Genomic DNA, 26,405 nt, shown 5'->3' on the forward strand with positions numbered 1-26,405 from the left:
CCTGACACGACGCCTTCGCGGGCAAGCCTCGCTCCTACGGGGTATGTGGTCAGTTGGCGGTGCTGAAGCGCCGCACACCGGACTCCACGCTCGGAATCTGCGCCGCCACGCTGCCGCTCGCCTGGAACAGCACCAGATGTTCCGCCGCCACGCGAATCCCCACCTCGGCGCCAATCTGATGATCGACATGGCTCGGGAAGATCGATTCCAGCTGCGCCCCGGTCGACATCTGCAAGCGGTAAAGCGTCGACGCACCCTGGAACGACTTGCCGACGATACGAGCCTTCAACGCGCTGTCCGGCGCATAAACGATATCGTCCGGACGCAGCAGCACATCCACCGCACTACCGACCGGCCAGGTGTAGGCCCGGTTGCCGCGCAATTCACCGAGTTCGGTCTGCACCGACTCCGGGCTGCTCAACTGACCGCGAATGAAGTAACCCTGACCGATGAAGCTGGCCACGTAAGGGGTCAGCGGCTCGTGATAGAGGTTGTAAGGCGTGTCCCACTGCTCCAGCCGGCCTTCCTTGAACACACCGACGTGGTCACTGACCGCGAAGGCTTCTTCCTGGTCGTGGGTCACCAGGATGGCACTGGTGCCGCGGGCCTTGAGGATGTCGCGCACCTCGTGGCTGAGCTTGCGGCGCAGTTCACCATCGAGGTTGGAGAAGGGTTCGTCGAGCAGCAGCAATTGCGGTTCCGGCGCCAGGGCACGGGCCAGGGCGACGCGTTGCTGCTGGCCACCGGAAAGCTCGTGGGGAAAGCGCTTGCCCAGATTCTTCAGATTGACCAGTTCCAGCAACTCTTCAACCACACGATCCTTCTGCGGATGCTTGCGAATGCCGAAGGCGATGTTGTCGGCCACGGTCAGATGCGGAAATAGCGCGTAGTCCTGGAACACCATGCCGATCCGGCGTTTCTCCGGCGCCAGGGTGAAGCCGGCGCTGGAGATGGTTTCGCCGGCCAGCTGGATATCCCCATCGTGCACCGGTTCGAAACCGGCAATGGCACGCAGGGTGGTGGTCTTGCCGCAACCGGAGGAGCCCAGCAGGCATCCGATGTCACCGGCGTTCAGGTGCAGATTGAGGTTCTGCACCACGCGTTGGTCCTGGTATCCGCAAGCGAGGTTGCGCAGGTTAAGCAGTAATGGCTGGCTCATGCGTGGTGATACGCCGGCTCGACGAGAAACTCGAGCAGCGCCTTCTGCGCATGCAGGCGGTTCTCAGCTTGATCCCAGGCCACCGAACGCGGATCGTCCAACAGGTCGACGCTGATCTCTTCGCCACGGTGTGCCGGCAGGCAGTGCATGAACAGCACATCGCTGGCGGCCAGATCGAGCAGCGCGCGGTTGACCTGGTACGGGGAGAACAGCTGCAGACGCTTGGCGGTTTCTTCTTCCTGGCCCATGGAGGTCCAGACGTCGGTGCTCACCAGATGGGCGCCGCGCACGGCGTCCTTCGGGTCGCGGACGATGGTCACGCGATCGCCGGCCTGAGCGAGGAATTTCGGGTTCGGTTCGTAGCCTTCCGGGCAGGCGATACGCAACTGGAAGTCGAACTGGATCGCCGCTTCTATATAGCTGTTGCACATGTTGTTGCCGTCGCCGATCCAGGCCACGGTCTTGCCCTGGATGGAGCCGCGGTGTTCGAGGAAGGTCTGCATGTCGGCCAGCAACTGGCACGGGTGCAGATCGTCGGACAGGCCGTTGATCAGCGGCACGCGCGAATTGGCGGCGAATTCGGTCAGGGTGCTGTGGGCAAAGGTACGGATCATCACCACATCGAGCATGCTCGACATGACGATGGCCGCGTCGCTGATCGGCTCGCCGCGACCGAGCTGGGTGTCGCGCGGGGACAGGAAGATCGCCTGGCCGCCGAGCTGGATCATGCCGGCTTCGAACGAAATGCGGGTGCGGGTCGAGGACTTCTCGAAAATCATCCCGAGCACGCGGTTTTTCAGAGGCTCGAACAGTACGCCGCGGTTACGCAGGTCCTTGAGCTCAACGCCTCGACGGATCACGCTGACCAGCTCTTCGGGCGTGCAATCCATCAGGGAGAGAAAGTGCCTTGCGCTCATCATTGACTACCTTTTTGCTACAAACCGCAGATACTCAAAGCCTTGTTTTTCGGAACAACGGGCGAGACCTGCGGCGTAAGCCGCACGGGGCGACGAAATAGGGGAAGGCGCGATCTTATAATTAAATGTCGCGTCTTACCAATAGGGCTACGGTTATTAGGGGGATTTCAGAGGGGCTACGGGATATCCGCAGTAGCGCTTTTGAAGCCTGTTTCCTGACAGCAGCCAGGCATTTGTACACCGCGTTCGCGCCGCTTGGCAATCGAGCGGGCGGTGGCGGAGCACTGGCGGTCGGTTTCTGAATGGTGGTTCACCGGGGCGCGCACGTGCGTTCCATCCGAAACATTTGCTAATGCAAAGTGCTTAGTTATAAATAAATCACCCGCGACGCAGGAAGCCTCCGCAAATGGAATCGAAAGAACAACAGCTAATGGAATTGCTCGGCCTCACGGCCCGCTCCCTGACCCACCTCACCGCCTCCATGACCTCCATGTCATTCGAACTGCTGCGCAGTCCCGATCCCGTGACCCGGGATGCCGGCCGGCGCATGATCGATCGCATGGCCACCGTCAGCGGCGGGCTCGACGAGCACTGGCGATTGATCGGCGAACTTACCGGCGTGCACGTCGGCCACGAACAGATCGAAACCATCGAGGAAATCCAGATGCAGGCACCGCCAAGGCTGCCATCGAGCTGATCCTGCGTGGCCATCGGCTGGCCTGATGGTCCTCGATTCACGCAATGAACGTCGCTGGCGCGGTAGCGGGGCAGGCGCCATAGTTTTGTTCCCGCGGCCGACATTGCCCGCCCAGAACAAGACAGAGACTGGCCATGACCAAGACTCTCCATCACCGTGCCTGCCACCTGTGTGAAGCCATTTGCGGCCTGACCATCGAAACCACCGAGGTCGAAGCCGGCCAGGTACAGATCACCTCGATCAAGGGTGATCCGCTGGACACCTTCAGTCGCGGCCACATCTGCCCCAAGGCGGTGGCGCTGCAAGACATTCAGAATGACCCGGATCGCCTGCACCAGCCGATGCAGCGCGTGGGCAACGAATGGCAACCCATCGAATGGGAAGACGCCTTCAACCTGGTAGCCGAGCGGCTGGCGGCAATTCAGGAAAGGCACGGGCAAAACGCCGTGGCGGTCTATCAGGGCAACCCCAGCGTGCACAACTACGGGCTGATGACCCACAGCAACTATTTCCTCGGCTTGTTGAAAACCCGCAATCGCTATTCCGCGACCTCGGTCGATCAACTGCCCCATCACCTGACCAGTCACCTGATGTACGGCCACGGTTTCCTGTTGCCGATCCCGGACATCGATCACACCGACTTCATGCTGATCCTCGGCGGCAACCCGCTGGCCTCCAACGGCAGCATCATGACCGTGCCGGATGTGGAAAAGCGCCTGAAAGCGATTCAGGCCCGGGGCGGCAAGGTCGTGGTGGTCGATCCGCGTCGCAGCGAAACGGCGGCCATCGCCGATCAGCACCTGTTCGTGCGCCCCGGTGGCGATGCCGCGTTGTTGTTTGGCCTGCTGAACACCCTGTTTGCGGAGGGCCTGACCCGGGACAGCCATCTGCCGGTGGACGGTCTGGATCAGGTGCGCGAGGCCATTGCCGGTTTCACTGCGGAAGCTATGAGCCCCTTGTGCGCAGTGCCGGCTGACAACATCCGCCAGTTGGCCCGTAACTTCGCCGCTGCGCCGAGTGCCGTTTGCTACGGGCGCATGGGGGTTTCGACCCAGGCGTTCGGCACCTTGTGTCATTGGCTGGTGCAGCTGATCAATCTGGTCACGGGCAATCTGGACAGTGTCGGCGGCGCCTTGTGCACCGAGCCGGCAGTTGATCTGGTGGCCTCGACTTCTGGCGGGCATTTCAACTTGTGGCAGAGCCGGGTCTCCGGGCGCCCAGAATACGGCGGCGAGCTGCCGGTATCGGCGCTGGCCGAAGAAATGCTGACCGAAGGGGAAGGGCAGGTCCGCGCGCTGATCACCGTGGCGGGTAACCCGGTGCTCTCGACACCCAATGGCCGCCAGCTGGAACAGGCACTGGACGGTCTGGAGTTCATGGTCAGCGTCGACCTGTACATCAACGAGACCACCCGTTACGCCGATCTGATCCTGCCTTCGACTTCGGCCCTGGAAAACGATCACTACGACACCACCTTCAACATGTTTGCCGTGCGCAACGTCAGCCGTTTCAACCGGGCGATCCTGGCCAAGCCTGAAGGCGCGCTGCATGACTGGGAGATCTTCGTCGGGCTGGCCAAGGCCTTTGCGGCGAAGACCGGCAAGGAGCTCAAGCCAACCATCGCACCGGCGCAGATGATCGATCGCGGCTTGCGCATGGGCGCCTATGGCGATGCTTCCGAGCGAAAATTGTCCTTGGCGACCCTGTTCGATCATCCCCATGGTGTCGATCTGGGGGCGCTCAAACCCAACCTCGCTTCACGCCTCAAAACCGCCAATCAGCGGGTTCAGGCCGCCCCTGAAGTGATACTCGCCGACCTCGCACGCTTCGTCGCGTTGCAGGCGCCGGCTGCCGATGAGTTGCTGATGATCGGCCGCCGGCATGTGCGCAGCAACAATTCCTGGATGCACAACTACCACCGGTTGGTGAAGGGCAAGCCGCGCCATCAGTTGCTGATGCATCCGGAGGATCTGGCTAGCCGCGGGTTGAGCGACGGGCAGCGAGTGAAGGTCAGTTCCCGCGTCGGCGTGATCGAAGTGGAAGTGCTCGGCAGTCTGGATATGATGAAAGGCGTGGTCAGTCTTCCGCACGGTTGGGGTCATGCGCGACCGGGCGTGCAGATGACCATCGCCAGTGGCCAGCCGGGCTCCAGTGCCAATGACCTGACGGATGAGTGCCAGCTCGATGAACTGTCAGGGAATGCGGCATTGAATGGCGTTCCGGTGACCGTGGCGGCGGCTTGATCGATCTGATGGAGAGACCGAGCAGTGCGCTCGGCTTTCCGTTACAATGCGCCACCGTGCCGACCCATGAGTCGGAAAGTTCAGCCGAGGTGCTCCATGGATATCATCGAAACGATTAAAGAGCAGATTGCCAACAACACCATTCTGCTTTACATGAAAGGCTCGCCGAATGCCCCGCAGTGTGGCTTCTCCGCGAAAGCCGCGCAGGCCGTGATGGCTTGTGGTGAAAAGTTTGCTTACGTGGACATCCTGCAGAACCCGGAAATCCGCGCCAACCTGCCTAAATACGCCAACTGGCCAACCTTCCCGCAACTGTGGGTCGGTGGCGAGCTGGTTGGTGGTAGCGACATCATGATCGAGATGTCGGCTGATGGTTCGCTGCAAAGCACCATCAAGGCTGCTGTTGCTGCCGCTGCTGCCAAGACCGACGCCTGATTGTCTTCCGTGTAGGAGCGAGGCTTGCCCGCGAAGAACGATAACGCGTGCATATGTTGAACCGCGTCATCGTTGTTCGCGGGCAAGCCATGCTCCTACAGGCACAAAAAAAGCCCCGCCTCTTCAAAGAGAGCGGGGCTTTTTAATGCGCCGGGAAACTTACTCGTCGTCACCCATCTGCGATTGCAGATAGTTCTCGATACCGATCTTGTCGATCAGGCCAAGTTGGGTTTCCAGCCAGTCGATATGTTCTTCTTCCGACTCGAGAATATCTTCGAGCAATTCACGGCTGCCGAAGTCGCCCACTTTTTCGCAATGAGCAATAGCGACTTTCAGGTCAGCGTGGCCGGTCTTCTCGATTTTCAGGTCGCACTCGAGCATTTCCTTGGTGTTCTCGCCGATCAGCAGCTTGCCAAGGTCCTGGACGTTGGGAATGCCTTCGAGGAACAGGATGCGCTTGATCAGCTTGTCCGCGTGCTTCATCTCGTCGATGGATTCGTGGTACTCGTGTTTGCCGAGCTTGTTCAGGCCCCAATCTTCGTACATGCGAGCGTGCAGGAAGTATTGATTGATCGCGATCAGCTCGTTGGCAAGAATCTTGTTGAGATGCTGAATGACTGTAACGTCGCCTTTCATGATGGGGTCCTGCCCTTTGTTAACCGTCTATAAGGCAGAGTTTGAGCCGACCAACTAAGGGTGTCAAACTTAAGTTATTGAATAATAAATGAAAATTAATCGGAATAAGAATGTTTGTGTTCCGCGTCTAGCATCTAAGCAATTGATTTTCAGGCATAAAAAAACCGGACATCAGTCCGGTTCTTTGAATAATCGCGTTTTATGCGGCAGTAAATTCTGCAGGAAAAGGAATCGCGGCCTGGGCTGTCTGCAGTGATGTCAGGGTCTCGCGGACCACTTCCTTGGCAAGGCAGGCACATTTACCGCATTGACTGGCAACGCCGGTGGCCTGGCGAACTTCCTTGTAGCTGCAGCATCCTTCATAGATCGCATCGCGGATTTGGCCGTCGGTGACGCCAGTGCAGAGGCAAACATACATAAGTGAAAACCGTCGCTTGTTTATGTCTCGAATGCGATGGATCTTAATGTTAACGAGAATGATTGTCAAAGTGCTTTCCGGGCGCTTTTTCCAGGGCTGACGAACGGTGTGCATCCTGTGCAGAAAAGGGCGGTTCGCCATCGCGAATTTCACCGCTCAGGGAAAAACCCGAGGACAGGCCAAACACGCAGTGTATGATGGCCGGTCTTTGCGAATGGGCTTGTGTCACAGGGCTGTCGTCTCAGGGTGGCAGGCTGGCGCAAACCCGGTTTTTCACGTTTCTACACCAGGAGATATCCAATGAGCGTACTCGTAGGCAAACAAGCCCCTGACTTCACCGTACCGGCCGTACTCGGCAATGGCGAGATCGTTGACAGCTTCACTCTGTCCTCGGCTATCAAAGGCAAATACGGCCTGGTGTTCTTCTACCCTCTGGACTTCACCTTCGTTTGCCCGTCCGAGCTGATCGCTCTGGACAATCGCATGTCGGAATTCAAGGCTCGCAACGTTGAAGTGATCGCTGTTTCGATCGACTCGCACTTCACCCACAACGCCTGGCGCAACACCCCGGTCAACAATGGCGGTATCGGCGAAGTCCGTTACACCATGGCTGCCGACATCAAGCAGGAAATCATGAAGGCCTACGACGTTCAGTCCGCTGACGGCGTTGCTTTCCGTGGCGCATTCCTGATCGACGACAAAGGCGTTGTCCGTTCGCAGATCATCAACGACCTGCCACTGGGCCGTAACATGGAAGAGCTGCTGCGTCTGGTCGACGCTCTGCAATTCCACGAAGAGCACGGCGAAGTCTGCCCTGCCAACTGGAAAAAAGGCGACAAAGGCATGAACGCTTCGCCAGAAGGCGTTGCTGCTTACCTGACCGAGCACGCTGCTGCTCTGTAAGGCATGCTCCTGCCATAAAAGGCAGACATAAAAAAACCGGCCATCGAGGCCGGTTTTTTTATGGGCGGGATAACCGCCAGGTCTCTGTAGGAGCCGAGCTTGCTCGCGATGAATCTGGAAACGCCGCGGGGTATCAGACATCCAGCGTTATCGTTGACGACCATCGCGAGCAAGCTCGGCTCCTACAACAGCAGAGGCCTCAATCAATCGTTGAAATCTTCCCAGCCACCCATCTGCTTCCAGCGATTGACGATGCCGCAGAACAGCTCGGCCGTCTTCTCGGTGTCGTAGCGAGCCGAGTGGGCCTCGCGACCGTCGAAGTCGATGTCGGCAGCCTGACAGGCCTTGGCCAGCACCGTCTGGCCGTAGGCCAGGCCGGCGAGGGTGGCGGTGTCGAAGCTGGAGAACGGGTGAAACGGGTTGCGCTTCATGTCCAGGCGCGCAACCGCAGCATTGAGGAAACCCAGGTCGAAGCTGCTGTTGTGGCCGACCAGAATCGCCCGCTTGCAGCCGTTGGCTTTCAGCGCCTTGCGCACGCCGCGGAAGATGTCGTTCAGCGCAGTCTCTTCACTCACCGCCATGCGCAGCGGGTGATCGAGCTTGATCCCGGTGAACTCCAGCGCCGCTGCCTCGATGTTCGCGCCTTCGAAAGGCTCGACGCGGAAGAAGTAGGTGTGATCAGGATAAACAAAACCCTTTTCATCCATGGCGATGGTGGTCGCAGCAATCTCCAGCAAGGCGTCGGTGGCCGAGTTGAAGCCACCGGTTTCTACGTCGACGACTACCGGCAGGTAACCACGGAACCTCGCAGCCATTGGATGACGGGAACCGCCCCCGCCACCTTGACCGTCCAGTTCGTCGTCGAAATGGTCTTCACTCACGCGTGTTCCTCCAGCAGGCGCCAGCGCAGTTTTTCACCGGCGCGCAGCGGGATAACGGTCAGCTCGCCAAACGGCAGGCTGCTTGGGGCGGTCCATTCTTCGCGAACCAGGGTAATGCGATCGGTGTTCACCGGCAGGCCGTAGAAACGCGGGCCATTGAGGCTGGCGAAGGCTTCGAGCTTGTCCAGCGCATTGCGCTGTTCGAAGGCTTCGGCATACATCTCGATTGCCGCGAACGCGGTGTAGCAGCCGGCGCAACCGCAGGCAGCTTCCTTGGCGTGCTGGGCGTGGGGCGCCGAGTCGGTGCCGAGGAAGAACTTCGCGCTGCCGCTGGTGGCGGCATCGAGCAAGGCTTCCTGATGGGTGTTGCGCTTGAGGATCGGCAGGCAGTAGAAGTGCGGCCGAATCCCGCCGACCAGCATGTGGTTGCGGTTGTACAGCAGGTGATGCGCGGTGATGGTTGCGCCAACGTTGGCCGGAGCCGAGTTGACGAACTGCACGGCGTCCGCGGTGGTGATGTGTTCGAACACCACTTTGAGGGTCGGGAACCGCTCGACCACACGACGCATGTGCTCATCGATGAAGATCTTTTCGCGGTCGAACACGTCGACATCGCCACGGGTGACTTCACCGTGGATCAGCAACGGCATGCCCACTTCGGCCATGGCTTCGATAGCAGGGAAGATCTTGTCGATGCTGGTGACGCCAGAATCGGAGTTGGTGGTCGCGCCAGCCGGGTACAGCTTGGCGGCGTGAACGAAACCGCTGGCCTTGGCCTCGCGAATTTCCTCGGGCTGGGTGCGGTCGGTGAGGTACAGAACCATCAGCGGTTCGAACCGGCTGCCGGCCGGGCGGGCAGCGAGGATACGCTGGCGATAGCCGTCGGCCTCGGTCGCATTGCGGACCGGAGGTACCAGGTTGGGCATGATGATGGCGCGACCAAAGGTGCGCGCGACATCCGCGACGGTATTGGTCAACACGGCACCATCGCGAAGATGAATGTGCCAGTCGTCGGGACGCAGCAGGGTCAGGCGGTCGGACATGAGGGGATTCCAGGCGGGTCAAACTGAGGGGAATGCTACCGGAAAAGACTCTTGCAGGCACTCGCTATCAAGTTTTGCCGAAAGCTTCCGATATCCAACAGGTATGCCGTAAACATCTGTGTGTCGGTCTTTGTGTTGTAGAAGCCAGTGGAGCCTTCCGTGCGCCAGCGTTATTTAGCCTTGCTCAGTGTGTTTGCCAGCCTTCCCGCGATGGCGCTCACTTTCCAGACCCGTCTGGAGAGCATCGAGTGGACGGTCGAAGGCGACAAGTTCGAGTGCCGCCTGACACAGCCGATCACCGATTTCGGCTCGGGGCAGTTCGTGCGCCGTGCCGGCGAGCAGGCGACATTCCGGCTCAACGCCTCCAACGCGATGATGGGCGGAGGCTCGGCCACCTTGCTGGCCGCCGCGGCGCCCTGGCAGCCGGGACGCGGCGATATCAACCTGGGCACCGTGCGAATCGGCAGCGGCAATGTGCTGTTGAGCAGCTCCCAGGCTCAGGCCGGACGCCTGATCAGTGGCCTGATCGATGGGCGCAGTCCCGTGGTTCGGCGTTCCTCCGGGGATGGCGGAGTCTCGGAAGTGCGTCTGTTGCCGGTCAGGTTCAACAAGGCGTTCGCCGATTACCAGGTGTGTGTCGCCAAGCTGTTGCCGCAAAATTTCGATCAGGTGAAGCAGTCCCAGATCGGTTTCCCCGGTGGCGGTATCGAACTGGACAGCGCGGCTAAAGCCAAGCTGCAGGTGATGCTGGAATACATGAAGGCCGATCCGACGGTTAATCGCATCGAGCTGGACGGTCACTCCGACAATGGCGGCAACCGCCTGACCAACCGGGACCTGTCGCGCCGCCGGGCCCTTGCCGTCATGGAGTACTTCAAGGCCAATGGCATCCAGGAATCGCAGATCACCATGCGTTTCCACGGCGAGAGTTATCCGCTGGCGCCCAACACCAACAGCGCCAACCGGGCGAAGAACCGCCGGGTGGCGGTACGCCTGGAGCGGGGCACGCCGCCGGAGCAGGTGGCGCCGCAAGCTACGAAACAGGCCACTTCGGCAACTTCATGACCGATTGGTCATCGTCGCGCCCTCGACAGATTCTGTCGCTTCGTCGTCATAAGCTGTCGCGCCACTGTAAATTATTCTGTATGAGCGGTAGACTTCCCGGCTTTCCGTAGAACCCCGTGGAGTGATGGCATGGCGGACGTAAACAAGGTCGTTCTGGCGTATTCCGGCGGCCTGGACACTTCGGTGATCCTCAAGTGGCTGCAGGATACTTATAACTGTGAAGTGGTGACCTTCACCGCTGACCTGGGTCAGGGCGAAGAGGTCGAGCCGGCACGTGCCAAGGCTCAGGCCATGGGCGTGAAAGAGATCTACATCGACGACTTGCGCGAAGAGTTCGTGCGCGATTTCGTATTCCCGATGTTCCGCGCCAACACCGTTTACGAAGGTGAGTACCTGCTGGGTACTTCCATCGCTCGTCCGTTGATCGCCAAGCGCCTGATCGAAATCGCCAACGAAACCGGCGCTGACGCCATTTCCCACGGCGCCACCGGCAAGGGCAACGACCAGGTTCGTTTCGAACTGGGCGCCTACGCTCTGAAGCCAGGCGTGAAAGTGATTGCTCCGTGGCGCGAATGGGATCTGCTGTCCCGTGAAAAGCTGATGGATTACGCTGAAAAGCACGCCATCCCGATCGAGCGTCACGGCAAGAAGAAATCCCCGTACTCGATGGACGCCAACCTGCTGCACATCTCCTATGAAGGCGGCGTGCTGGAAGATACCTGGACCGAGCACGAAGAAGACATGTGGCGCTGGACCGTCTCCCCGGAGAACGCTCCCAACAAGCCGCAGTACCTGGAACTGACCTACCGCAACGGCGACATCGTGGCACTGGACGGCGTTGAAATGACTCCGGCTACCGTGCTGGCGACCCTGAACCGTATCGGTGGCGAACACGGCATCGGTCGTCTGGACATCGTCGAGAACCGTTACGTGGGCATGAAGTCCCGCGGCTGCTACGAAACCCCGGGCGGCACCATTATGCTGCGCGCTCACCGTGCGATCGAATCGATCACCCTGGACCGCGAAGTGGCTCACCTCAAAGACGAGTTGATGCCTAAGTACGCCAGCCTGATCTACACCGGTTACTGGTGGAGCCCTGAGCGTCTGATGCTGCAACAGATGATCGACGCGAGCCAGGTCAACGTGAACGGCGTCGTACGCCTGAAGCTGTACAAGGGCAACGTGATCGTCACCGGCCGCAAGTCCGACGATTCGCTGTTCGACGCCAACATCGCGACCTTCGAGGAAGATGGCGGCGCCTACAACCAGGCCGACGCGGCGGGCTTCATCAAGCTCAACGCCTTGCGCATGCGTATTGCTGCCAACAAGGGCCGGAAACTGTTCTGAGTCCCTTGAGCGGTAAATGAAATGGTGGCCTTGTCGTCGACGGGGCCACCATTTTTTTTGCTTTGAAATCGCGATACGACGATTCCACGCCAATCTGCCTGATACCTCCTGGTTTGCTTCTCACTGATAAGACTTGCCTCGTGCTCAAGTGATTGTCAGTGGGCTTTGGTCCATGACCGTCACCCTTTTTGAATTCAAGTCGTACGCGACGCAGCAATTGGCGTTACCGCGTTTGCTGCTGCGCCTGGAAAACTCGAACAGACTGTCCCCCAGTGATTTTTCCAGAGCGTTGTCGGTTAGAAACAGGATCACCTGTGCTTTTCCTTCCTGCGGTTTCTTTATTCGCGCAAGTAACGCGTTGAACTCCATTCTGGTTTTCATCCATCGGATATCGATGATGTGCATGCCCTTGAGTTGCTTGGGCAGGCGAACGTGCTGCCAATCGATTGGCCCGGGTGGCGCCTGAGCGCTGCAAGAAAGTTCGCCGGCGCGCGGGCCTTTTGCTGAAGTGCTGGTTAATGGTTCGGCCTCGTCCATGGCCTTGAGAAAGTGCTCGTCCTTTTCAAAATCCGAGGGTGAATACAGCGATCGGTAATTGAAGTTGAGGGTCACGAAGAAAAGAAACAGCAGATAAAAAGGAAAACTGATCAGGAACCAGACGTAGATCTCTCTTTCATCGTTATCGAGGAAAGGCAGGGAAACGGCGGCCGAGGTTTCAGACAGTGTTGCGAATGTCGCGATGATGGTCATGGGGTTGGTCATTCTTTTCTTGAGCTTGTTCATGTTCATTACTCATAGTTGTCGATGCCCGTTTGAAGGATTTTATTTAAGGTCATTGTTATCGGGTTTAAGGATGGGGTTTCGTCAATGATTATCCATGGGTGATTTTTTGCTGTAAGAGCTAACAGATACTCGGTGTGTGATATTTCTGCTGTTAATGTTTTGCGCCGCCGGCGTCAGTAATATTCGGCGCGATTTGATTTCCCGGAATGTGATCGTTCATTTCGGATCCAAACCGATAGCGCACTAATCAAGACCATGGATACAGTTTTCAAGGCGTCGGGTTCGCAGGATTTTTGTAGGATTAATCCGCGAATCTTGTAGGGAATGTCTCTCGGTGCAGCTCGCCGGGGGGCGCGGCATGCAACGCGTCAAACGACTAGGCTATTGTGCGGGCTCTAAAAATTCGAACAGCGAAAATTGGACCTGCCCATGAATAAAGTGCTGATCGTGGATGATCATCCCGTCATTCGTCTTGCGGTACGTATGCTGATGGAGCGTCATGGCTACGAAGTTGTGGCAGAAACCGATAACGGCGTGGATGCATTGCAACTGGCACGAGAGTTCTTGCCGGATATTGTCATTCTGGATATCGGGATACCCAAGCTGGACGGGCTGGAAGTTATCGCGCGACTGACGACGGCAGGCATGCCGATCAAAGTGTTGATATTGACCTCCCAGTCCCCGGGGCATTTTTCCATGCGCTGCATGCAATCGGGGGCTGCCGGATACGTCTGCAAGCAGCAGGACCTGACCGAACTTCTCAGTGCAATAAAGGCGGTATTGTCCGGTTACAGCTATTTCCCCAATCAGGCCTTGCATACCGTGCGGGCGAGCCTGGGTAACGCCAGTGAAGCGGAAATGGTGGATCGCCTGTCGGGGCGGGAAATGATGGTGCTGCAACAGTTGGCCAGGGGCAAGACGAACAAGGAAATTGCCGATGGCATGTTTCTGAGCAACAAGACCGTCAGTACTTACAAGACGCGCCTGTTATTGAAACTCAATGCGCGCTCGCTGGTTGACTTGATCGAACTGGCTCAGCGCAATGGAATAGTGTGACTTTATCCCGGGAGAGACGGTTGAAATGAGCGCGCAATTATCTCAGTACGGCGCAATGAAAAAAGCCTCCGTTTCGGAGGCTTTCAGGTGTCATAAGTCAAAATCGTAATCGGCCAATTGCTTTTGCAGTCGGCGCTCCTCCAGTAGATTGTCGATGGTACGGCGTTTGCTCAGGTTGGTTTTCGCTACTTCGACAACCGGTTCGGCATCCTCTGCTTCAACGGCAGTGAACTCGTCATCTACGTCCAATTGCTCTTTGCCAGTGCTCATTTAGTTACCTCAGGCTAAGAAGGCCTTTGGCGCTCCTTATATCGATAATCGCCCGGCGGGTAAAAAAGATTTTTTCAATCGATATATCAATAATTTTAATAGCGGCTCAATCGTCGGAGGTCTTGTGCTTGTATTCGCACAAGTCTTCGATACGGCAACTGCCGCAGCGAGGCTTGCGGGCCAGGCATACATAACGTCCGTGAAGGATCAGCCAGTGATGGGAGTCGAGCAGGTACTCCTTGGGCACGAACTTCATCAGTTTCTTCTCGACCTCGACCACATTCTTGCCTGGCGCAATGCCGGTGCGGTTGCTGACCCTGAAGATATGGGTATCGACAGCCATCGTCAGCTGACGGAATGCGGTATTGAGCACCACGTTAGCGGTCTTGCGACCGACACCGGGCAGGGCCTCCAGCTCTTCGCGGGTTTGCGGCACTTCGCTGGCGTGACGTTCAACCAGCAAACGGCAGGTCTCGATCACGTTTTTCGCCTTGCTGTTGAACAGGCCGATGGTCTTGATGTACTCCGACAGCCCCTCAATCCCCAAGGCGTGGATCGCGGCAGGCGTATTGGCGACCGGGAACAGTTTTGCCGTGGCCTTGTTGACGCCGACGTCGGTCGATTGCGCCGACAGGATCACCGCGATCAGCAACTCGAAGGGCGATGAGTAGGCCAGTTCGGTCTTCGGTTCCGGATTGTCTTCGTGAAGCCTGCGGAATATTTCCAGACGTTTTGCGGCATTCATGGGCAGTGCGTTTCCTCGAAAGCGATCATTGTTCAGGTGTTGGGCGGCGCCAGGCCTGCCACGCGGCGATGAGCAATCCCAGCAAAATGAAGCCGCCGGGCGCCAGTGTGGCCAGGCGCAGGCCACCCAGTGTGTCGTTGCCGAGCAGTTCGCGCAGCAATCCCAGGCCCAGCATCAAGCCGCCGAACACGGCGCACAGGTTCAGGCGACTGCGCCAGTGGTTCTGGAAGAATCCTGTGTACTCCAGCACCACACATTGCAAGGCGATCAACGCCGAATAAATCCCCATCTGCTGATACCACTGCAACGACCAGAGTTGCACGGCGAGTTGCGCGCAACTAGTCAGGGTTGCGGCCAGAATCACGCTGGCCAGCAATTGCATCGACGTCAGCAGACGCGGCCGCAAGGCGTTCATCACCACGCCGAACACCGCGATCACTACCATGAACATCAGCCACAAACCCAGAGCGGTCGTGACTGAACCGGTGGCACCGATCAGGGGTGCGAGCATCAACGAGTTCTGCAGCAGCGGCGATTTACTCATGGTCGGAACTCCCGAGCAGTGCTTGCCGGTGTTCATCAAAGTAGCGCAGGGCATCGTGGGTGGCGTTGATCACGGCCCGCGATGTGATGGTCGCCCCGGCGATCTGGTCGAACTGTCCCTGATCTTTCTTCAGGGCCCAGCCGCCGTCATTCGGTTCGCTGAGTGATTGTCCGGAAAACAGGCCGAGCCAGGGATTGGGCCATTCGGCGATACGCGCCCCGAGGCCCGGCGTTTCCACCTGCTTGAGGGTTTTCACGCCGATCAGCCGGCCATTGAGGTCGATGGCGATCAGCAACTCGATGCTGCCTTCGTATCCCAGTGTCTGGCTTCGCAGCAGGACGGCATAGGGTTGGCCGGCTATGGTTGCCCGGTAACCCGCCAGCAGTGTGCTGTTGGCCAGCGTGGGTTTTTCCAGGGCGAGCGGTTGTTCCAGCGGCTGATTGTCGTAGCTGTCCGACGGCAACACATCCAGCAGGTTGCGGCTGTCGATCAGGCGCTGCTCGGCGGCAATTCGCGGGGCACTGCTGTGCTGCGCATACCAGGTCAGGCCAATCCCGGCGACGGCCAGCAAACCGACAATGACAATGCTCGACGCGCGGCTCATGGTGCGGTTCGCTCCTGTCGGGCGGTAGCGAGACGCTCCAGCATCGGCACGCACAGGTTCATCAGCAACACGGCGAAGGCCACGCCATCGGGGTAGCCGCCCCAAGTGCGAATCACATAGGTCAGCAGCCCGACGCCGATCCCGAACAGCAATTTCGCACCCGGGCTTCTGGCGCCGGACACCGGTTCCGTGACGATGAAAAACGCACCCAGCATGCTGGCGCCGGTGAGCAGATGAAACAGCGGCGAGCCATTGGAATCCGAACCCGAGCCGTTCCAGCACAACAGGCTGATGATGAACAGGCTGGCGAGCATGCCGACGGGCGCGTGCCAGCTGAATACCCGACGTTGCAACAGGAAAGCGCCGCCGGCGAGAAACGCCAGATTGACCCATTCCACGCCGCGACCGCCGAAGTGACCGAACGCCGCATTGCTCGAAAACAATTCATCCATGGTCAGACTTTTGTTGATGCGCAGGCTGTCCAGCGCTGTAGCCCGGACCCACGCGTCCGGCTGATCGCCGAAACCGAAGACCTGCTGCAACCCGCCCCACAGATCCATGCCATGGGCTGCAGGCCACTGAGTCATTGGTTGTGGAAAGCCCACCATCACCAAGGCAAAACCGAGCATTGCCGGATTGAACGGATTGCTGCCGACGCCGCCGTACAGGTGCTTGCCGAACAGCATGGCAAGCGCGGCGGCGCTGACTGTCAGCCACCAAGGGCAATAGGGCGGCAAAGCCAGAGCCAGCAGGGTCGCGCTGACCAGAGAACTGCCGTCGCTCAAGGACGGTTTGAGCGCGCGTTTGCGCAGGTGCAGCACCGCCGCTTCAGCGGCCAATGCGCCGCTGGCGGCCAGCAGCAGGTTGATCAGCCCCCCCCAGCCATACACCCAGAACATCGCCAGCAGCCCCGGCAGCGTTGCCAGGAGCACCAGTTTCATGGCCTGTTGCAGGCGGGTGTCGACCGACTCAAGGGGTGGCATAGGCGTCCACCTGGCGCTCGGCTTCATCGAGTGCACGCTCCAGAGCTTTGATCTGCTCGGCGGGTGCCTGAGCGGCCTGGGCTTTTTTCAGCTCGGCGCGGCGCATGGCCAGCTGGATCTTCGCCCGATTCAAATCGGCATTCTTCGCCGGGGCCGCTGCGGGTGCCGGAGCCGAGGCAGGCGGCGCGGCGCTTTCCAGTTGCGCCAGGGCCTGCTCGGCCGCCTCGAATTGCTGTTGCAGGACAATCAGCTGCGACTGCTGTTCGAACGTCGGCGGATGACCGAAGGCCTTGAGGGATTTGGTCAGTTGCGCCCGGCTCATTGCCACATCGATCTTGGCTTTCTTCAGCGCCGCATCGGCATTGGCGGCCTTCTGCGCGCGTACGCGTTCAAGGGCGGCCTGCACCGGATCGAGGCTGGTCACGGCAGGCTGGGCCGCCTGTTGCGCCCGGGCCTGGCGTTCGGCGGCTTTCTGTTGTTCTTCGCGTTGCAGGCGGGCGTTGCGCCGTTCGAAACGGCGCCGTGCGTGATTGCGTTTGGCAGCGCGGGCGCGCTGCTCTTCGAGACTGAACGCCAGGCCACCGACCACCGGCACCACCGTGGCCGTCGGCAACGGGCGCATTTCGATGCAGTCCACAGGGCAGGGCGCCACGCACAGGTCGCAGCCGGTGCATTCATCGATGATCACCGTGTGCATCAGCTTGGCCGCGCCGACGATGGCGTCCACCGGGCAGGCCTGGATGCATTTGGTGCAGCCAATGCATTCCGCCTCGCGGATATAGGCAAGCTGCGCCGGAGCCGAACCCCGGCTGACATCCAGCTCCAACACCGGCACATCCAGCAGTTTGGCCAAAGCGTGGATGGTTTCGTTGCCGCCTGGCGGGCACTTGTTGATCGGCTCGCCGCTGGCGATGCCTTCTGCGTAGGGCTTGCATCCGGGATGACCGCATTTGCCGCATTGGGTCTGCGGCAACAGTGCGTCGATGCGTTGAATCAGACTCATGTTTTGATCAGTCCGCTGAATCCGAGAAAAGCCACTGCAATCAGTCCGGCAGCGATCAGGTCAATCGGCAGGCCGCGAAAGGGCAGGGGAACATCATTATCGAGGGTGCGCTGGCGCAGGTCGTTGAACAGGCTCAGCGCCAGCCAGAAACCCAGCCCGGCGCCCAGGCTCAGGGCCGTGGCGCTCAGTAATCCCTGGTCATTGCGCACATTGAACAGCGCCACGCCGAGTACGCCGGCATTGCCCAGCAACAGCGGCCAGAGGCCTTCGAACGACAGCGTTGGAAACACCCGGGACAGGCCGGCGAGCACAGGGCTGATCAGCAGCACACTCAGGGGCAGCAGGACAAACAGGCTCAGCGCCGTGACTTGCAGCGGCATCAGCAGCCAATGCCAGAGCGCGTAACCCAGCACGCCGACGATCAACATCAGGCAGGTCGTCGCAATACCCAGCGCATGCACCTGCCGGCGCTGGCTGGCCAGCAGCGGATCGACGCCCAGCGGCCATTGCAACACGAGGTTGTTGATCAGGGCGGTGCTGATAAGCGTGAGCAGTGCTTCGGTCATGTTCGTGCCGACGGGGACGGGGCTTTTTAAAGCGGGGGTCTGAAAAGCTTAGGCATTTTCCGACCCGGGCGGAGGATGCCCGGACATGAAAATCCCACAGTCGCGCCGGGCACGACTGTGGGATCGGTTTGCCGCTGGATCTTACTTGATCCGCTGACCCGGCTTGGCGCCGCTGTCAGGGCTCAGCAGGTAGATCTCTTCACCGCCGGGACCGGCTGCCATCACCATGCCTTCGGAAATACCGAACTTCATTTTCCGTGGCTTGAGGTTGGCGATCATCATGGTCAGGCGACCGTCGAGCTTGGACGGATCCGGGTAAGCGCTCTTGATGCCGGAGAACACGTTGCGTTGTTCGTCGCCGATATCCAGGGTCAGGCGCAGCAGCTTGTCGGCACCCTCCACGGCTTCGGCCTTGACGATCAGGGCGACGCGCAGGTCGACCGCGGCAAAGGTGTCGAAGTCGATTTCCGGCGACAGCGGATCCTTGGCCAGTTCGCCGTTGCCGGCAGGCTGCGCGGCGCCGGTGTCGGTCTGGCTGGCGGCCAGGTCTTCTTTCGAAGCGTCGGTCATGGCTTGTACCTTGGCCGGGTCGATCCGGGTCATCAGCGCCTTGAACTCGTTCAACTGGTGGTTGGCCAGCAGCGTGGTGTGATCGTTCCAGGTCAGCGGCGCGACGTTCAGGAATGCCTCGGCATCGGCAGCGAGCAGCGGCAGCACCGGCTTGAGGAAGATCACCAGCTGGCGGAACAGGTTGACGCCGGTGGCGCAGATGGCCTGGACTTCATCCTGCTTGCCTTCCTGCTTGTTCAACGACCATGGCGCCTTGTCGGCGATCCAGGCGTTGGCGCGGTCGGCCAGGGCCATGATTTCGCGCATGGCACGGGCGAAGTCGCGGGCTTCATAGGCGTCGGCGATGCCTGGCGCTGCGGCCAGGAAGGCGTCGGTCAGTTCCGGCGCGGCGTTGGTGTCGACCATCACGCCGGCATTGCCTTTGTGGATGAAGCCGGCGCAACGGCTGGCGATGTTGACGACTTTGCCGACCAGGTCGGAGTTGACCTTCTGCACGAAGTCTTCGAGGTTCAGGTCCAGGTCGTCGACGCCACGGCTCAGCTTGGAGGCGTAGTAGTAGCGCAGATATTCCGGCGACAGGTGATCCAGGTAGGTACGGGCCTTTATGAAGGTGCCGCGGGACTTGGACATTTTCTGACCGTTGACGGTCAGGTAGCCGTGCACGTTGATGCCGGTCGGCTTGCGGTAGCCCGCGCCTTCGAGCATGGCTGGCCAGAACAGGGCGTGGAAGTTGACGATGTCCTTGCCGATGAAGTGGTACAGCTCGGCGGTGGAATCCTTGGCCCAGAACGCGTCGAAGTCCAGCTCCGGCGTGCGGTCGCACAGGTTCTTGAAGCTCGCCATGTAGCCGATCGGCGCGTCCAGCCAGACGTAGAAGTACTTGCCCGGCTCATCAGGGATTTCGAAACCGAAGTACGGCGCATCACGGGAGATGTCCCACTGTTGCAGGCCGGCGTCGAGCCATTCGGCGATCTTGTTGGCGACGGCGTCCTGCAGAGTGCCGCTGCGGGTCCAGGTCTGCAGCATTTCCTGGAAGTCCGGCAGCTTGAAGAAGAAGTGCTGGGAATCCTTGAGCACCGGAGTCGCGCCGGAAATGGCCGATTTCGGGTCTTTCAGGTCGGTCGGCGCGTAGGTGGCACCGCATTTCTCGCAGTTGTCGCCGTACTGGTCTTCGGTGCCGCATTTCGGGCAGGTGCCCTTGATGAAGCGGTCGGCCAGGAACATTTTCTTTTCCGGGTCGAAATACTGGGTGATCGAGCGCGTAGCGATGTGCCCGGCGTCGCGCAGCTTCAGGTAGATGTGGCTCGACAGCTCACGGTTTTCTTCGGCGTGAGTGGAGTGGAAGTTGTCGAAGTCCACCAGGAAGTCGGCGAAGTCGCCGCTGTGCTCGGCCTGAACGTTGGCGATCAGTTGTTCCGGGGTGATGCCTTCCTTTTCCGCGCGCAGCATGATCGCCGAACCGTGGGCGTCGTCGGCGCAGACATAAATGCATTGGTTGCCGCGGTGCTTCTGGAAGCGCACCCACATATCGGTCTGGATGTACTCCAGCATATGGCCAAGGTGAATCGAACCATTGGCATAGGGCAGGGCGCTGGTGACGAGGATCTTGCGTGGCTCGGACATGGGGCTCGGCTACTTGATGAAACGGAGGTCGGCCACTATAAAGCGCCGGCGTTTATTTTTCATCCCTATGCCACAGGTCCGCGTTCGCAACAAATGATTGTCAGGCATGCCGACTTTGATGCGGAACGGTTACGATACCCCCCTCGATTTTCCAGTCTTGTTATCGGAGTTGCCCATGAGCGCCGTCAATCGCGCAGCGGTGGAAGCCGTTCTTCGCCAGTACACCGACCCTTACCTGAACCAGGACCCGGTCAGCGCCGGATGCGTGCGCAGCATCGATGTTCAGGGCGATCGCGTCAGCGTTCAGCTCGAACTGGGCTACGCCGCCGGTCTGTTCAAGAGTGGTTGGGCGCAAATGCTGCAAATGGCCATCGAAGGTCTGGATGGTGTAGCGACAGCCCGTGTCGATATCACCAGCGTCATCGCTGCGCACAAGGCTCAGGCCCAGGTGCCGGGGCTGGCCAACGTCAAGAACGTGGTGGCCGTGGCTTCCGGCAAGGGTGGCGTGGGCAAGTCCACCACCGCCGCCAACCTGGCCCTGGCCCTGGCCCGTGAAGGCGCCAAGGTCGGCATTCTCGACGCCGACATCTATGGCCCGAGCCAGGGCATCATGTTCGGCATCCCCGAAGGCACCCGTCCGCAGGTCAAGGATCAGAAGTGGTTCGTGCCGATCCAGTCCCATGGCGTGGAAGTGATGTCCATGGCGTTCCTCACCGACGACAACACGCCGATGGTCTGGCGCGGACCGATGGTCTCCGGCGCCTTGCTGCAACTGGTGACCCAGACCGCGTGGGGCGACCTGGATTATCTGGTCATCGACATGCCGCCGGGCACCGGCGACATCCAGCTGACCCTGGCGCAGAAAGTCCCGGTGGCCGGCGCGGTCATCGTCACCACACCGCAGGACCTGGCCCTGCTCGACGCGCGCAAGGGCGTGGAGATGTTCCGCAAGGTCAACATCCCGGTGCTGGGCGTGGTGGAAAACATGGCCGTGCACATCTGCTCCAACTGCGGACATGCCGAGCATCTGTTCGGTGAGGGGGGCGGGGTGAAGCTGGCCAGCCAGTACGGCGTCGAGCTGCTGGCCTCGCTGCCGCTGTCGATGGACATCCGCGAGCAGGCCGACGGCGGCAAGCCGACTGTCATCGCCGAGCCGGAAAGCCCGATCGCCATGGTTTACCAGGAACTGGCCCGCCACGTCGGCGCGCGGATCGTGTTGCAGGAAGCCTTGACGCCGGCGATGCCGAATATCAGCGTCAGCGACGATTGATCTGATTCTGTAGACGCCGAAAAACTGTGGGAGCGAGCCTGCTCGCGATGACGGAATCACATTCAACGGATTCGTTGACTGGATAACCGTAATCGCGAGCAGGCTCGCTCCCACATTTGGTTTGTGGCGACGCTAAATACGCAACCCGCCATCCATCTCCAGAATCCGACCGGTGTAGTAGTCGTTCTCGAAGATGTACGCCGCCGAATGCGCGATCTCTTCCGGCTTGCCCATGCGCTTGAGCGGAATCCCCGATGTCATCTTCTCCAGCGCTTCAGGCTTCATGCCCAGGGTCATCTCGGTCTCGATGAAACCCGGTGCAATGCCGGCCACGCGGATGCCGTAGCGCGCCAGTTCCTTGGCCCAGGTCACGGTCGCGGCGGCGACACCGGCCTTGGCGGCGGAGTAGTTGGTCTGGCCGACGTTGCCAGCGCGGGAGATCGACGAGATATTGATGATCGCGCCGCTGTTGTTCAGCTCGACCATTTTCGCCGCGACTTCACGGGTGCACAGGAACACGCCGGTCAGGTTGACGTCGATGACCGCCTGCCATTGGGCCAGGCTCATCTTGGTCATCTCGCCGTCCTTGACCTTGAGCAGCAGCCCGTCGCGCAGGATGCCGGCGTTGTTGATCAGGCCATGGATCGCACCGAAGTCCTCGGCGACCTGCGCGACCATGTGGCTCACCTGTTCTTCGTTGGCCACGTTGCACAGGTAGGCGCGGGCTTCGGCGCCTTTGGCCCTGCAGGCGGCCACAGCGTCATCGAGCTTTTCCTGATTGAGGTCGACCAGGGCCAGCTTGGCGCCCTTGGCAGCGAAATACTCGGCCATGGAGCGGCCCAAACCCTGGCAACCGCCAGTGATAATGATTACTTTGTCAGTGAGTTGCATTCGCATGCCCCCGGTGGCAGGTCTGAGTGGTTTGCTGGCAGGGCTCCCTCGATCTGCGTCCGGCATGGCCTGGCTGCACATGAGAATCGCCCCCGTTGGCGTGCTGGAACGTTCTCCAGTCGCCTGTCCGTTTTTCTGACTGATTCTTAGTAAGGAGTCATAAATTGAGCGTTGAAGTTGCCAAGCATGCACGAGAATTGCTGCTCAAGGAATACCGCGGCGTCCTGTCGACGCTCTCCAAGGCCATGCCCGGTTTTCCGTTCGGTTCGGTGGTTCCTTATTGCCTCGACGACCAGGGGCGGCCGCTGATCCTGATCAGCCGCATCGCCCAGCACACCCACAACCTGCAGAAGGACCCCAAGTGTTCGATGCTGGTGGGTGAGCGTGAAGCCGAAGACGTGCAGGCCGTCGGACGCCTGACCTACCTGGCCGAGGCGCAGCGGATCGAGGACGAGGCTGCCATCGAAGTGGCTGCCGAGCGTTACTACCGCTATTTCCCCGAATCGCAGAACTACCACAAGGCCCATGATTTCGATTTCTGGGTGTTGCAGCCAGTGCGTCACCGTTATATCGGCGGTTTCGGCGCCATCCACTGGGTCAACGACCTGACCCTGGCCAACCCGTTCGCCGGCAAGGCCGAAGTGAGCATGGTCGAACACATGAACGCCGATCACGCCAAAGCCATCGCCCATTACGTCGATTTGGCGGGGCTGCCGAAAAATTCGCCGGCACAAATGGTCGGGATCGATAGCGAAGGCATGCACCTGCGCATCGGTCAGGGAATCTACTGGTTGCCGTTTCAAGCGCCGTGTAATACGCCGACACAAGTTCGCGAAGCCTTGGTTTTCCTGGCTCACGCAGAGCATTGGCCGAAAAATGAAGTGGCGGACGCTTGAATTCACGAAACGGCGACGTCATCTAAGTTGAACTGCAAGGCATTCTTGCGTTGAGGATCTATTTGATGCGCCCTTTTTTGTTGCTCTTTCTGCTGTTTCCGGTGCTGGAGCTGTTCGTATTCGTCAAGGTGGCTGGGTCGATCGGGTTCTTCCCGGCCCTGGCGCTGATCATTCTCGGCTCGATGTTCGGTGTGTTCGTGCTGCGGGTCGCCGGTCTGGCCACTGCATTGCGTGCCCGTGAGAGCCTGAACCGCGGCGAACTGCCTGCTCAGACCATGCTCGAAGGACTGATGCTGGCGCTGGCCGGCGGACTGTTGATTCTTCCGGGTTTCATCAGCGACGTGATCGGCCTGATCATGCTGCTGCCGATGAGCCGTCGCCTGCTGGCCAATAAAATGTGCCAGCGCGCCGAGGAACAGGCGATGCGCCAACGTGCATTCGCCGATGACCTTCAGCCCCGTGGCGGTCCGTCGCCGCGCGAGCCGCTGAGTCGCGAGCCCAACGTGATCGAAGGCGAGTTCGAACACCGCGACAGCAAATAACCGCTCTATCGACACGGCACCTTCGGGTGCCGTGATCGTTTGCGGGGCATCGAGCTGAAAATTTTTCGATACCCGCCCTTGTAATAAGCTTATGCGCCCTTATGTAGCTGTCACCGCAAGGTTTATGGCACTTACGCCAGACAGACTTCCGCGGTTCGCTTGACGAGCCGCAACCGGCACCGCCGGACTTTGTTAAACCCGCCGGGACTACACCGGCCGATGAAAACCACAATTAGGAGAGATCGACAATGAAGCTTCGTCCTCTGCATGACCGCGTCGTAATCCGTCGCAGCGAAGAAGAAAAGAAAACCGCTGGCGGTATCGTCCTGCCAGGTTCGGCTGCTGAAAAAGCCAACAGCGGCGAAATCCTCGCTGTAGGCGCCGGCCGCGTACTGGATAACGGTGAAGTGCGTGCACTGTCCGTAAAAGTGGGCGACAAGGTTGTGTTCGGTCCTTACTCCGGCAGCAACACTGTGAAAATCGACGGCGAAGACCTGCTGGTAATGGCTGAGAACGAGATTCTCGCTGTTATCGAAGGCTGATTTCCCGCTCATTTTCCCGCTACTACAAAGTATTTAAGGAATATCGATCATGGCTGCTAAAGAAGTTAAATTCGGCGACTCCGCCCGCAAGAAAATGCTCGTTGGCGTTAACGTCCTGGCCGACGCGGTAAAAGCGACCCTGGGCCCGAAAGGCCGTAACGTGATCCTCGAGAAGAGCTTCGGCGCTCCGACCATCACCAAGGACGGCGTTTCCGTAGCCAAGGAAATCGAGCTGGAAGACCGTTTCGAAAACATGGGCGCACAGCTGGTCAAGGACGTAGCGTCCAAGGCCAACGATGACGCCGGTGACGGCACCACCACCGCTACCGTTCTGGCTCAAGCCATCGTCAACGAAGGCCTGAAAGCCGTCGCTGCCGGCATGAACCCGATGGACCTGAAGCGCGGCATCGACAAGGCGACCATCGCTGTCGTCAAAGAGCTGAAAGCTCTGTCCAAGCCATGCGCCGACACCAAGGCTATCGCTCAGGTAGGCACCATCTCCGCCAACTCCGACAACTCCATCGGCGACATCATTGCCGAAGCCATGGAAAAAGTCGGTAAAGAAGGCGTGATCACCGTTGAAGAAGGCTCGGGCCTGGAAAACGAACTGTCGGTCGTAGAAGGCATGCAGTTCGACCGTGGCTACCTGTCCCCGTACTTCGTCAACAAGCCGGACACCATGGTTGCCGAGCTCGACGGCCCGCTGATCCTGCTGGTCGACAAGAAAATCTCGAACATCCGCGAAATGCTGCCAGTACTGGAAGCCGTTGCCAAAGCCGGCCGTCCACTGCTGATCATTGCCGAAGACGTTGAAGGCGAAGCCCTGGCGACTCTGGTTGTGAACAACATGCGTGGCATCGTCAAAGTTGCAGCCGTCAAGGCTCCAGGCTTCGGCGACCGTCGCAAGGCCATGCTGCAGGACATCGCCGTTCTGACCGGCGGTACCGTTATCTCCGAAGAGATCGGCCTGAGCCTGGAAAGCACCACCCTGGAGCACCTGGGTAACGCCAAGCGCGTAACCCTGACCAAGGAAAACACCATCATCGTTGACGGTGCTGGCGTTCAGGGCGACATCGAAGGCCGTATCGCTCAGATCCGTGCCCAGGTTGCCGAAACTTCCTCGGACTATGACCGTGAAAAACTGCAGGAGCGCCTGGCCAAGCTTTCCGGCGGCGTTGCAGTGATCAAGGTTGGCGCTGGCTCCGAAGTCGAAATGAAAGAGAAGAAAGCCCGCGTTGAAGACGCCCTGCACGCTACCCGTGCAGCCGTTGAAGAAGGCGTGGTACCTGGCGGTGGCGTTGCACTGATCCGTGCTCTGCAAACCCTGGCAGACTTCAAAGGTGACAACGCTGACCAGAACGTTGGTATCGCTGTTCTGCGTCGCGCGATCGAAGCGCCGCTGCGCCAGATCGTTGCCAACTCCGGCGACGAGCCAAGCGTAGTGGTCGACAAGGTCAAGAACGGTCAAGGCAGCTTCGGCTACAACGCTGCTACCGGCGAGTACGGCGACATGATCGAAATGGGCATCCTGGATCCAACCAAGGTTACCCGTTCCGCTCTGCAAGCTGCAGCCTCCATCGGCGGTCTGATCCTGACCACCGAGGCTGCGGTAGCTGACGCACCGAAGAAAGAAGGTGCTGCTGGCGGCGGTATGCCAGACATGGGCGGTATGGGCGGCATGGGCGGCATGATGTAAGCCAGCCTTACCCCTGTAACGAAAAACCCCGCCTGCGAAAGCAGGCGGGGTTTTTTATTGTCTGCTGCAAAGTTATG

27 protein-coding genes and 1 pseudogene are annotated in these 26,405 nt (G+C 59.6%); 12 read left to right on the plus strand and 16 right to left on the minus strand.

The window, feature by feature from the left end; all coding sequences use genetic code 11:
- Positions 1-49 precede the first annotated feature (49 nt).
- Positions 50-1,159: an ABC transporter ATP-binding protein gene (locus tag K9857_RS20155; RefSeq protein WP_224538632.1), complete on the minus strand. Its 1,110-nt coding sequence runs from the start codon at positions 1,157-1,159 to the stop codon at positions 50-52.
- Positions 1,156-2,076, minus strand: coding sequence for an ornithine carbamoyltransferase (argF, locus tag K9857_RS20160; RefSeq protein ID WP_224538633.1), 921 nt, complete (start codon positions 2,074-2,076; stop codon positions 1,156-1,158). The genes K9857_RS20155 and argF overlap by 4 nt, the downstream gene beginning before the upstream one ends.
- Positions 2,077-2,482: 406 nt before the next feature.
- Here argF and K9857_RS20165 point away from each other — a divergent pair, with 406 nt between their 5' ends.
- From K9857_RS20165 to grxD, 3 genes are all read left to right on the plus strand, one after another.
- Entirely contained in the window at positions 2,483-2,773 is a 291-nt protein-coding gene (locus K9857_RS20165; RefSeq protein ID WP_224538635.1) for a hypothetical protein, read from the plus strand.
- Between the two features lie 134 nt (positions 2,774-2,907).
- The gene (locus K9857_RS20170) at positions 2,908-5,016 is read left to right on the plus strand and encodes a molybdopterin oxidoreductase family protein (protein ID WP_224538637.1); all 2,109 of its coding nucleotides are present in this window, start codon (positions 2,908-2,910) and stop codon (positions 5,014-5,016) included.
- A gap of 96 nt (positions 5,017-5,112) precedes the next feature.
- A complete protein-coding gene (gene grxD, locus K9857_RS20175; protein WP_224538639.1) occupies positions 5,113-5,451 on the plus strand; it encodes a Grx4 family monothiol glutaredoxin in 339 nt (112 codons plus the stop codon).
- A gap of 159 nt (positions 5,452-5,610) precedes the next feature.
- On the opposite strand, the gene bfr is transcribed toward grxD, so the two are convergent.
- Together bfr and K9857_RS20185 are read right to left on the minus strand one after the other, a co-directional pair.
- Complete coding sequence (gene bfr / locus K9857_RS20180) at positions 5,611-6,087, minus strand: bacterioferritin (RefSeq protein WP_175377858.1); 477 nt, start codon at positions 6,085-6,087, stop codon at positions 5,611-5,613.
- Positions 6,088-6,286: 199 nt separating this feature from the next.
- Complete coding sequence (locus tag K9857_RS20185; RefSeq protein WP_096509240.1) at positions 6,287-6,505, minus strand: bacterioferritin-associated ferredoxin; 219 nt, start codon at positions 6,503-6,505, stop codon at positions 6,287-6,289.
- Between the two features lie 300 nt (positions 6,506-6,805).
- Here K9857_RS20185 and K9857_RS20190 point away from each other — a divergent pair, with 300 nt between their 5' ends.
- On the plus strand, positions 6,806-7,408 hold the full coding sequence (locus tag K9857_RS20190; protein WP_175377857.1) for a peroxiredoxin: 603 nt from the start codon (positions 6,806-6,808) through the stop codon (positions 7,406-7,408).
- A gap of 203 nt (positions 7,409-7,611) precedes the next feature.
- On the opposite strand, the gene rnt is transcribed toward K9857_RS20190, so the two are convergent.
- Together rnt and pyrC are read right to left on the minus strand one after the other, a co-directional pair.
- Positions 7,612-8,289, minus strand: coding sequence for a ribonuclease T (gene rnt / locus K9857_RS20195; RefSeq protein WP_224538641.1), 678 nt, complete (start codon positions 8,287-8,289; stop codon positions 7,612-7,614).
- Positions 8,286-9,332: a dihydroorotase gene (pyrC, locus tag K9857_RS20200; RefSeq protein WP_224538643.1), complete on the minus strand. Its 1,047-nt coding sequence runs from the start codon at positions 9,330-9,332 to the stop codon at positions 8,286-8,288. The genes rnt and pyrC overlap by 4 nt, the downstream gene beginning before the upstream one ends.
- Before the next feature lie 159 nt (positions 9,333-9,491).
- Here pyrC and K9857_RS20205 point away from each other — a divergent pair, with 159 nt between their 5' ends.
- Both K9857_RS20205 and K9857_RS20210 read left to right on the plus strand, forming a co-directional pair.
- Positions 9,492-10,397, plus strand: coding sequence for a flagellar protein MotY (locus K9857_RS20205; protein ID WP_224538645.1), 906 nt, complete (start codon positions 9,492-9,494; stop codon positions 10,395-10,397).
- 129 nt (positions 10,398-10,526) lie between these two features.
- Complete coding sequence (locus K9857_RS20210) at positions 10,527-11,744, plus strand: argininosuccinate synthase (RefSeq protein WP_224538647.1); 1,218 nt, start codon at positions 10,527-10,529, stop codon at positions 11,742-11,744.
- Between the two features lie 144 nt (positions 11,745-11,888).
- Here K9857_RS20210 and K9857_RS20215 read toward each other — a convergent pair whose 3' ends face one another.
- Positions 11,889-12,527, minus strand: a complete 639-nt coding sequence (locus K9857_RS20215; RefSeq protein WP_224538649.1) for a hypothetical protein — start codon at positions 12,525-12,527, stop codon at positions 11,889-11,891.
- 429 nt (positions 12,528-12,956) lie between these two features.
- Between K9857_RS20215 and K9857_RS20220 the strand changes: the two genes are divergently transcribed.
- The gene (locus K9857_RS20220; RefSeq protein WP_224538651.1) at positions 12,957-13,583 is read left to right on the plus strand and encodes a response regulator transcription factor; all 627 of its coding nucleotides are present in this window, start codon (positions 12,957-12,959) and stop codon (positions 13,581-13,583) included.
- Positions 13,584-13,673: 90 nt separating this feature from the next.
- Here K9857_RS20220 and K9857_RS20225 read toward each other — a convergent pair whose 3' ends face one another.
- The 8 genes and pseudogenes from K9857_RS20225 to metG form a co-directional block, all read right to left on the minus strand.
- On the minus strand, positions 13,674-13,853 hold the full coding sequence (locus K9857_RS20225) for a PA3496 family putative envelope integrity protein (RefSeq protein WP_224538653.1): 180 nt from the start codon (positions 13,851-13,853) through the stop codon (positions 13,674-13,676).
- A 106-nt stretch (positions 13,854-13,959) separates the two neighbouring features.
- On the minus strand, positions 13,960-14,598 hold the full coding sequence (gene nth, locus K9857_RS20230; protein WP_224538655.1) for an endonuclease III: 639 nt from the start codon (positions 14,596-14,598) through the stop codon (positions 13,960-13,962).
- Positions 14,599-14,623: 25 nt separating this feature from the next.
- On the minus strand, positions 14,624-15,142 hold the full coding sequence (locus tag K9857_RS20235) for an Rnf-Nqr domain containing protein (protein WP_224538658.1): 519 nt from the start codon (positions 15,140-15,142) through the stop codon (positions 14,624-14,626).
- Complete coding sequence (locus K9857_RS20240; protein WP_224538660.1) at positions 15,135-15,746, minus strand: RnfABCDGE type electron transport complex subunit G; 612 nt, start codon at positions 15,744-15,746, stop codon at positions 15,135-15,137. The genes K9857_RS20235 and K9857_RS20240 overlap by 8 nt, the downstream gene beginning before the upstream one ends.
- Positions 15,743-16,729 (minus strand): RnfABCDGE type electron transport complex subunit D, encoded by a 987-nt coding sequence (locus tag K9857_RS20245; protein WP_224538662.1) that lies wholly within the window; start codon positions 16,727-16,729, stop codon positions 15,743-15,745. Before K9857_RS20245 ends, K9857_RS20240 begins: the two co-directional genes overlap by 4 nt.
- A 607-nt stretch (positions 16,730-17,336) precedes the next feature.
- Positions 17,337-17,711, minus strand: a pseudogene (rsxB, locus tag K9857_RS30595) (electron transport complex subunit RsxB); the annotation flags it as partial.
- 17 nt (positions 17,712-17,728) lie between these two features.
- Positions 17,729-18,298, minus strand: a complete 570-nt coding sequence (locus K9857_RS20255) for an Rnf-Nqr domain containing protein (protein ID WP_224538665.1) — start codon at positions 18,296-18,298, stop codon at positions 17,729-17,731.
- A 141-nt stretch (positions 18,299-18,439) separates the two neighbouring features.
- Positions 18,440-20,491 (minus strand): methionine--tRNA ligase, encoded by a 2,052-nt coding sequence (gene metG / locus K9857_RS20260; RefSeq protein WP_224538667.1) that lies wholly within the window; start codon positions 20,489-20,491, stop codon positions 18,440-18,442.
- A 175-nt stretch (positions 20,492-20,666) separates the two neighbouring features.
- Between metG and apbC the strand changes: the two genes are divergently transcribed.
- Positions 20,667-21,761, plus strand: coding sequence for an iron-sulfur cluster carrier protein ApbC (gene apbC / locus K9857_RS20265; RefSeq protein ID WP_224538670.1), 1,095 nt, complete (start codon positions 20,667-20,669; stop codon positions 21,759-21,761).
- A gap of 132 nt (positions 21,762-21,893) precedes the next feature.
- Here the strand turns inward: apbC and K9857_RS20270 are convergent, their stop codons facing one another.
- Positions 21,894-22,652 carry an SDR family oxidoreductase gene (locus K9857_RS20270; protein ID WP_224538671.1) on the minus strand — a complete coding sequence of 253 codons (759 nt, stop codon included), beginning with the start codon at positions 22,650-22,652 and terminating at the stop codon, positions 21,894-21,896.
- Between the two features lie 164 nt (positions 22,653-22,816).
- Here K9857_RS20270 and K9857_RS20275 point away from each other — a divergent pair, with 164 nt between their 5' ends.
- The 4 genes from K9857_RS20275 (at position 22,817) to groL (ending at position 26,328) form a co-directional block, all read left to right on the plus strand.
- Positions 22,817-23,548, plus strand: coding sequence for a HugZ family protein (locus tag K9857_RS20275; RefSeq protein ID WP_224538673.1), 732 nt, complete (start codon positions 22,817-22,819; stop codon positions 23,546-23,548).
- A 65-nt stretch (positions 23,549-23,613) separates the two neighbouring features.
- Entirely contained in the window at positions 23,614-24,090 is a 477-nt protein-coding gene (locus K9857_RS20280) for an FxsA family protein (RefSeq protein ID WP_224538674.1), read from the plus strand.
- 248 nt (positions 24,091-24,338) lie between these two features.
- Positions 24,339-24,632, plus strand: coding sequence for a co-chaperone GroES (locus tag K9857_RS20285; protein WP_224538676.1), 294 nt, complete (start codon positions 24,339-24,341; stop codon positions 24,630-24,632).
- A 49-nt stretch (positions 24,633-24,681) separates the two neighbouring features.
- Complete coding sequence (groL, locus tag K9857_RS20290; protein WP_224538677.1) at positions 24,682-26,328, plus strand: chaperonin GroEL; 1,647 nt, start codon at positions 24,682-24,684, stop codon at positions 26,326-26,328.
- Positions 26,329-26,405: the final 77 nt, after the last annotated feature.

The sequence above is a fragment of the Pseudomonas sp. REP124 genome (assembly GCF_020164475.1).
In the GTDB taxonomy this organism is placed as follows: Bacteria; Pseudomonadota; Gammaproteobacteria; order Pseudomonadales; family Pseudomonadaceae; genus Aquipseudomonas.